Source organism: Lysinibacillus telephonicus (assembly GCF_003966145.1).
Lineage (GTDB): Bacteria > Bacillota > Bacilli > Bacillales_A > Planococcaceae > Ureibacillus > Ureibacillus telephonicus.
Genome location: NZ_RXNR01000045.1, coordinates 22,165 through 29,435 on the forward strand (window position 1 = coordinate 22,165; position 7,271 = coordinate 29,435).

Here is a 7,271-nt window from a genome sequence, read left to right on the forward strand (position 1 = left end):
AACGCCCAGTAATTTTTGTAAAAATATAATTTTATTTTTTATTCCAACGAGACCAAAACACGACTGGAATTAGAATTAAAGATAAAAATCCTCCAGCAAGTGATAATGTTGCATAACTTGAACTAGCTACTACCATTCCTGATAAAGCTCCCCCAGAAGCCCCTGACAACGCAATCAAAACATCTACTGTACCTTGTGTTTTAGCCCGTGTAGATGTACTAGTTGAATCCACAATAAGAGCGGTTCCACTTATCAGTCCAAAATTCCATCCTAAACCTAGTAAAGAAAGAGCAACTATTAAAAGAATCATAGAGTCCCCTGGTGCAATTGCCGCTACTAGCCCTGCAAGAAGCAATGTAGTTCCAGAAGCAATAGCCATCACAGTTCGACCAAGCTTATCTACTAACATTCCTGTAATCAACGAAGGGAGATACATTGAACCAACATGAAAACCAATAACAAGACCTATTTCACCTAAGTCATGTCCATGCTCCCTCATATGAACTGGTGTCATTGTCATAATGGCAACCATTACTATTTGAGTGAGAAGCATAATTGCTGCGCCAACGATAATACCTCTCTTATTTTCTAACTGGAGAGTTTGCGTCTTATGTTCCTGCTTATCTAGGTTAGACGCTTCAATGGCTCTAGCTATAACTAATGGGTCTGGACGAAGCATAATAAAAAGTACAGAACCTGCTAATATAAATGCAGCTGCTGATAAAATGAAAGGGCCTGCAAGTGATGGAACACCGATAGAAAGAGCAAAATCCCCCATTACATTTACTAAGTTTGGACCTGCAACTGCACCAAATGTTGTAAAAACCATAGCAATACTTATAGCAGTCGCTCGCTGTTTATTACTAGCTAAATCCGTACCTGCGTAGCGAACTTGTAAATTTGTTGCGGTACCTGCACCATAAATAAATAGAGATGCAAATAAAAGCAAAACACTATTTATTATAGCTGCAAATATAACTCCTATTGCTCCAAGTCCACCTACCATAAATCCTATCGTTAAACCCGTTCGTCGTCCAAAACGCTGCGAAAGTCTTCCAACAACTAAAGCAGAAACTGCAGATCCTAAAGTGAATAAAGCTGTTGGAAGACCAGAAAATGCGTCAGTGCCGAGCATTTGCTGTGCAAGAAGTGCACCTACAGTAATTCCAGCTGCTAATCCAGCCCCGCCAAAAATTTGTGAGATGCTTACAATGATTAAAGTACGTTTATATAATTTTTTTTGTTTTTCTTGTGAATCTAAAAAACTTTGATTTAATTCATAGGTTTTACTGGACATTGTTTAATACCTCTTCCCTAATTTTTATATTTTCTTAAACTGACATAGAGGCTGTCCCGAAAATGTGAGCTTCTTCATATTTCTATTTATGTCTCACATCAAATCTTAATACCTTTAAGTTTATTGATTGCCTTCTGCAGTTGACCTCACTAGCTTAGGAAAGGTTTATTGTTCTACTATTAGTTTTGTTAGTAACTTGTCAAATTTGTTTGGGCTTAACATTTCATGTGTAATAAATTTCCCATTATAGAACAGACCAAAAGTCGTCCATATAGTAGGCCCATTTTGTGCTTCTTCTTTTGTCGTTATCCTAAAAGAATTAAACGTAATCCCTTTACCTTCACATACATCTCTTAACTCCTCTAATATACCAACAGCAAAGGGACACTGTGCCGTATAATAAATTGTTACTCCTTGTCCTATAAAAGGTGGATTCAAGCACTTTTTAAATGAAGGAACAACAGCTTGTTCATTGCACTTTAGTGCAACTAACTGAAAATATGGATCTGCCTGGTCTACTACCCCAAAACCCATATGTTCAAAAAAACGTTTTTCACTTAAAAAAGGAAGATTTTTCTTCCCTACTATATGTACAAGACCATCCATTCCTCGAGCAATTGCATCCTTCTTGCAATAATCCAATAATTGTTTTCCATATCCATTGTTTTTGTACTTTCCTGAAACCCATAAACAATTGATGTACATATAATTCGGTGCTTCAATTGGTACCCATGCCATTTCCGCAGGCAAGTATTCAATAAATACTTTTGCTCGCTCGTCTAGACGGTAAAAAACTAATCCTTCCTCCATCCGTTCCATTAACCATTGCTTTTTATCATTTACTGCTTGCTCATATTGTTTTGCACCTAGAGCACAACAAATGTGTTCATATTCCATATTGTTTTTTGTTAATTGAATGTATCCCATTCCCCACCACAACCTTACCATAATTATACAATTATTATACCAAGTTCCTTTCAGAAATCTTTAGTTTTTCTTCAATTAGATTCTTCAATAAAAATCTTTTTATTTTAATCCTCATTTTGAAAAGTATTTATGAGTGACATTTTTGTCACTTTCATTCAATTATTGTCACGGGAATCGATGGATAGGGATGAAAAATCTTCTTAAAATAAATACATATAAGAATCAATTAGAATTCTAATTCTTGCATTGGATTTGTGGAGAAATAGTCTAAAAGAAGGGAGCAACAATAATGAATGACTGTCTAGTTGATTCATACAGCAACTCTATTATTTTTTTCGATGGAGATTGTAATTTTTGTAATAAATCAGTGCAGTTTATTATAAAACGTGATTACAAAGGGCATTTTCGATTTGCATCATTACAGTCAACTATTGCAGAAAACCTTCTTGCTCATTACCAACATACTTCCCGACTTGATTCAATTGTTCTAATGGAAAATGGACAACTATTTACAGAATCAACTGCAGTACTTCATATTTGTAGAAAACTGGATGGGTTATGGAAGGTTTTATATATTTTTATACTTTTTCCTAAACCAATTCGAAATGCCTTTTATCGATGGTTTGCTAAAAATCGGTATCGTTTCTTCGGAAAACAAAGCAGTTGCATAATCCCAACTCCAGAAATCCGAAAAAGATTTTTGAACATTGATCAACAGAATGGAGATAAAGAAAATGAATAATTCAATACTTTGGCGCGTGCTTAAACAATCCATCCCTACTACTTTTCGTTTCTTTTTAGCTTCATCTTTTCTTATTTATGGATTGGTAAAAATAGTGATGGGGCAATTTGGTGCTCCTCCTCCTGAAATAGCAGAATTAAATGGAGAAGGATTTACCCTGGCATGGACATTCTTTGGCTATTCCCGTTTTTATGAAATAGTAATTGGATTAGGCGAGGTCATTGCAGCACTTTTACTTATAATACCCAAAACCAAAACACTCGGAGCTATTATTTATTTTCCAATAGCTATTAATGTTATGTTGGTGAATTATTGTTTTGATATAGGTGTACAGGATTTAAGTACTGTTTTAACATTCATGTGCTTGCTTTTACTTTGGATAGATCGTAAAAAACTATTTGCTATTTTAAAATAATCAGATGATTCTTGAAGAGGAAGAAAAGGGGAGATGGATTCATGACAAATTTTGTTATTACTCAATTAATAGTAATTTTCGCACTTACCACTATCTATTACTTTATTAAAGAACTAAGAACTGATTCAAAGAAAAGAAAGATCTTTAAATAATTTAAAATTTATCTATTGTTTGGATTATTAAAATTTCGAGTATTTTTCAACTAAATATCAGCTTGATAGAAATTGCTACCAACCATCCTTCTATCATATATAGAGAGTATTAAGGGACACTACGGCAAGACTATTTAAAGAAGTATGTCCCTTCCTCACTTAGAGGTTCCGTTAGGATTATATATTGGATAACGGTGTTTTCGGGCGTATGGAACAGTATTTGCATTTTGGATCACTACATGTTGATTCAGTCCAGCTATTACATTTAGGGCAAAAATATGAATCAAAATCTTCATAGTATACTAAATTAAATTCGCACTTAGAACAAAACTGTGTTTTATCAATATGGCCATAAAATTCAAAGTCATTAACTTGTATTTATCTTTTGACTCAGTTATTTTCATAAATAACCTCCTTATTGAACTTATTACAGAGTTGTAATAAGAAAAAACTTAAATTTTTAATAGTTTTTGGAATAAACAAACAATATAACCCCAATGTGCTTAAATAAACATTACTTCAATTCACGTAAGTATCGCCTAAATCCATGTAAAAACTTCAAAGCAATCGGCAAATTTTATATTTTTATATGCTAGCAGTGTAATTTTCATTGATTTTCTATATTTATACTCTGAGAATCGGGAAGATACATAGATTTTCCGAACAAATATGTAGCTCGTATAAAACAATTCAATTAATACGATGCTATAAAATTATCTAATATGTTTGCGTATGGATATATTTATTTTAAGGTTCCTCTCACAGTATTACATAATCAATTTAAATAACGTCGCTAAAAGAAAAAGTGGTACCCCAACGATTAGCATTCCAGCAAAAAGATAACACAAACTTGTTAAAATAAACTTAAAGAAATCAAAAATTGCCCCAGCCAAGTCATCAACAAATCTTATCAAAGTAATTTCCTCCAATCTTTTCATGATAAACTATTTCCCTTATAAAAAATCTTCATTTAGTTTAAGCGTTTATTTATTTCAATTAATTCTTCAAAATTCTCTATCTTCAATTTAACGGTACCTTCCGAATTTGGAATGTAGTAAACCTTTAATATTTGTTCATTAACTTCTTTTATCGCTTCTATCATTTGTTTGTATTTTTCTTGTTGTTGTTCGTTAACCCCCCCATCTTGGTAGTAATTATCTTCAATTCCTTTAGCAATGTTCGATATTTTACTAGCAATAGGTTGAAGCAATGTTTGCCCTGTTCCTCTGTCTATAACATTTGAATAAGCCGTAACATAAATAAGTCTTTCATTCATTTTACTTATAGCGTCTATCGTCAATCCCTTATTCGAATCTTCAATGATACTGTTATAACCTTCCCAGACATTATAAACAGAGTTTCCTATTACTGTCTTAATATTTCCTTCTACTTCTTTTTTACCCGCTTGATAACTAAACACTATTGCTAAAACAATTGCAATTATCCCTAACAAATATCCGATTCTTTTCTTCATTTAAATCCAACTTCCTATATATTTTAAAAATTCAATCTTGCAATTTTAACTAAATTGCATATGTAATTTTTTCAATTTTAGGGTGATACTCATCGTCTAGACACTCCATCGAAAGTAAACCATGTGGGTCCCATTCGTAAATTATTTTCTTTACCATATTTAAAAGTTACTTTATATTTGATCATTAATCCCTGTTCTACAATAAACACCCCTTAAGGTGATGGAAATTCCTTTTTATTTTTTATACGGTTTAAAGGAATAAAAGTTCCAATAATTTCAATTTTATCAATGAATTGTTGCAAAAAAAACTCAAGTCCATCACCCTCAAATTTTACTTAGTAAAAAAACGTTCCTGTTTTTATAGGAACGTTTTAAAAAGTTGAAATTATAAGTACCTTTATTCAAGTTTACAACTGCATTTTTGTAGGTTAACAAGTTTACTGAACACGCGTTCCATTTCTAATAGGTTCATCAGGTTTTAATAGAACTACATCCCCTTCTTCTGGAACACCGCCTATTATCAATACTTCAGATTTAAACCCTGCAATCCGCATTGGTGGAAAGTTAACTACGCCTATTACTTGACGTCCACAAAGTTGTTCAGGATTATATCTATGTGTAATTTGAGCGGAAGATTGCTTTATTCCAATCTCTTCACCAAAATCAATTTCTAATTTTATAGCAGGCTTTCTTGCTTCTGGAAATGCTGCAGCATTGATGACTGTACCAACTCGAATATCAAGCTTTAAAAAGTCTTCTATTTTTGCCATATTGATTTATCACCTTTCTAGAAAGTTTCAATATTACCCATTTTTCCAAGTCCCTGTTCACTTCTTGAATTTTTGGACGACCATATTAATATTCCGATTCCGAGCATTAAAAGGAAGATTCCTAACCAAGAAGTTATGTTTAAATATTCACCTAATAAAAAAACTCCTAATAATGCTGCGGTTAATGGCTCTGCTAACGCAAGTGTTACGGCGGTTGATGAAGAAACATTTACAAGACCTTTAGCAAAAAGAAGATATGCTATCCCTGTGGCTACAATTCCAAGCTGGAGACTTACACCAACACCTTCGATACTCATTATCCAAGACATATCAAAAACAAATAAAAATGGAGATAACCAAATTGCACTAAGAGTGAAAACAACTGCTACTACTGATAATGAAGAATGATTTTCAACCAGAGTTCTGCTTATTAAAGTATAGCAGGCAAAGGATAACCCTGCTCCAAGAGCCATTATTATTCCCATCGGGTCTACAAGCACCGATTCTTTATTACTGAAAAGCATTAGGCACCCTAAAATTGACAGGAAAGTGGAATACCACCAAATTTTAGATGGACGTACTTTTAAATATAACCATTCGATTAAACCCGATAAAATAGGTGCACTCCCTATCGCTACCACCGTACCAATGGCAACGCCTGTAATCGAAACTGCCGTGAAAAACAATGGTTGATACAATGCCATACTTAGAGAAGCCAATATCGTTGTCTTGATAGGCCAATTTGTAAACTCAAATTTTCCAATGATTAAAACAACTAATACTAAAAATATACCGCCTACCGCTAAACGAGTCGCTCCAATAGCAATCGGATGTGCTGTTTCCGGTGCAAATGCTTGGGTTGTACCCGTAGTTCCCCAAAGTATTGCAGCAAGCAATATTAAAAATGGAGACAATTTTTCCTTCATTTTTGTTCACCTCAATAAAAAAAGAAAAAAGAATATTTAAACTTAGAATAGAAAATTTCTTAAAAATTTTCTTTACCAAATTTAATATCCTTTTTATCAATTATTAAGAACTCTATATTTTTGTGGTGATATGTTCTCGCAACTAACAAACCATCTTGTAAACGATGAAGAATTCTCAAAACCTAATTCCTCACTAATCCTCGACATAGACCATGCTGTAGAAGTTAATAAATATTTTGCTTCTTTTAAACGAAGCTCAGATATATAAACTTTTGGGCTTTTTCCGGTCTTATTCTTAAACCATGATGAATAATATGTTGGATGGTAATGTTCTATTTTTGCTAACGTTTCTAATCGAATGTTCTCCTTAAAATGGTTATGTATATAATCAATAGACGGTGGTTTAGATAGTTGAAGTTTACTCGTTACATATCTAGTTAAATCTACTAAGGAGCATTCCTGTTAGAAGGATTTTCAGGGTCTTGAAATAAAAAAAGCCCTCTAGTATGATGCATGAGTGTCAACAGCCATTGACCCATCATCACACAGGAGGACTCCGTCTATGAAT

Annotated in this window: 9 protein-coding genes; 2 read left to right on the top strand and 7 right to left on the bottom strand. The window is 33.2% G+C overall.

What is annotated here, in order from left to right:
• Positions 1–31 precede the first annotated feature (31 nt).
• Positions 32–1,297, bottom strand: coding sequence for an MFS transporter (locus EKG35_RS14330; protein ID WP_126295237.1), 1,266 nt, complete (start codon positions 1,295–1,297; stop codon positions 32–34).
• Between the two features lie 165 nt (positions 1,298–1,462).
• Positions 1,463–2,224: a GNAT family N-acetyltransferase gene (locus tag EKG35_RS14335; protein ID WP_126295247.1), complete on the bottom strand. Its 762-nt coding sequence runs from the start codon at positions 2,222–2,224 to the stop codon at positions 1,463–1,465.
• A 289-nt stretch (positions 2,225–2,513) separates the two neighbouring features.
• Between EKG35_RS14335 and EKG35_RS14340 the strand changes: the two genes are divergently transcribed.
• Complete coding sequence (locus tag EKG35_RS14340) at positions 2,514–2,966, top strand: thiol-disulfide oxidoreductase DCC family protein (protein ID WP_126295238.1); 453 nt, start codon at positions 2,514–2,516, stop codon at positions 2,964–2,966.
• On the top strand, positions 2,959–3,381 hold the full coding sequence (locus EKG35_RS14345) for a hypothetical protein (protein ID WP_126295239.1): 423 nt from the start codon (positions 2,959–2,961) through the stop codon (positions 3,379–3,381). The genes EKG35_RS14340 and EKG35_RS14345 overlap by 8 nt, the downstream gene beginning before the upstream one ends.
• 919 nt (positions 3,382–4,300) lie before the next feature.
• Here the strand turns inward: EKG35_RS14345 and EKG35_RS21015 are convergent.
• The 5 genes from EKG35_RS21015 to EKG35_RS14370 all read right to left on the bottom strand — a co-directional run bounded on the left by EKG35_RS21015 (position 4,301) and on the right by EKG35_RS14370 (position 7,096).
• Positions 4,301–4,447: a hypothetical protein gene (locus tag EKG35_RS21015; RefSeq protein WP_185807767.1), complete on the bottom strand. Its 147-nt coding sequence runs from the start codon at positions 4,445–4,447 to the stop codon at positions 4,301–4,303.
• Positions 4,448–4,503: 56 nt separating this feature from the next.
• Positions 4,504–5,007 (bottom strand): hypothetical protein, encoded by a 504-nt coding sequence (locus EKG35_RS14355; RefSeq protein WP_126295240.1) that lies wholly within the window; start codon positions 5,005–5,007, stop codon positions 4,504–4,506.
• Positions 5,008–5,444: 437 nt separating this feature from the next.
• Positions 5,445–5,777: a chaperone CsaA gene (csaA, locus tag EKG35_RS14360; RefSeq protein WP_126295241.1), complete on the bottom strand. Its 333-nt coding sequence runs from the start codon at positions 5,775–5,777 to the stop codon at positions 5,445–5,447.
• A gap of 17 nt (positions 5,778–5,794) precedes the next feature.
• Complete coding sequence (locus EKG35_RS14365) at positions 5,795–6,703, bottom strand: EamA family transporter (protein ID WP_126295242.1); 909 nt, start codon at positions 6,701–6,703, stop codon at positions 5,795–5,797.
• A gap of 96 nt (positions 6,704–6,799) precedes the next feature.
• Complete coding sequence (locus EKG35_RS14370; protein WP_342774118.1) at positions 6,800–7,096, bottom strand: helix-turn-helix domain-containing protein; 297 nt, start codon at positions 7,094–7,096, stop codon at positions 6,800–6,802.
• Positions 7,097–7,271 lie beyond the last annotated feature (175 nt).

Coding starts and splice junctions, on each gene's coding strand:
- EKG35_RS14330 (WP_126295237.1), bottom strand. CDS start 1,297: ATGTCCAGTAAAACCTATGAATTAAATCAAAGTTTTTTAGATTCACAA.
- EKG35_RS14335 (WP_126295247.1), bottom strand. CDS start 2,224: ATGGGATACATTCAATTAACAAAAAACAATATGGAATATGAACACATT.
- EKG35_RS14340 (WP_126295238.1), top strand. CDS start 2,514: ATGAATGACTGTCTAGTTGATTCATACAGCAACTCTATTATTTTTTTC.
- EKG35_RS14345 (WP_126295239.1), top strand. CDS start 2,959: ATGAATAATTCAATACTTTGGCGCGTGCTTAAACAATCCATCCCTACT.
- EKG35_RS14355 (WP_126295240.1), bottom strand. CDS start 5,007: ATGAAGAAAAGAATCGGATATTTGTTAGGGATAATTGCAATTGTTTTA.
- csaA (WP_126295241.1), bottom strand. CDS start 5,777: ATGGCAAAAATAGAAGACTTTTTAAAGCTTGATATTCGAGTTGGTACA.
- EKG35_RS14365 (WP_126295242.1), bottom strand. CDS start 6,703: ATGAAGGAAAAATTGTCTCCATTTTTAATATTGCTTGCTGCAATACTT.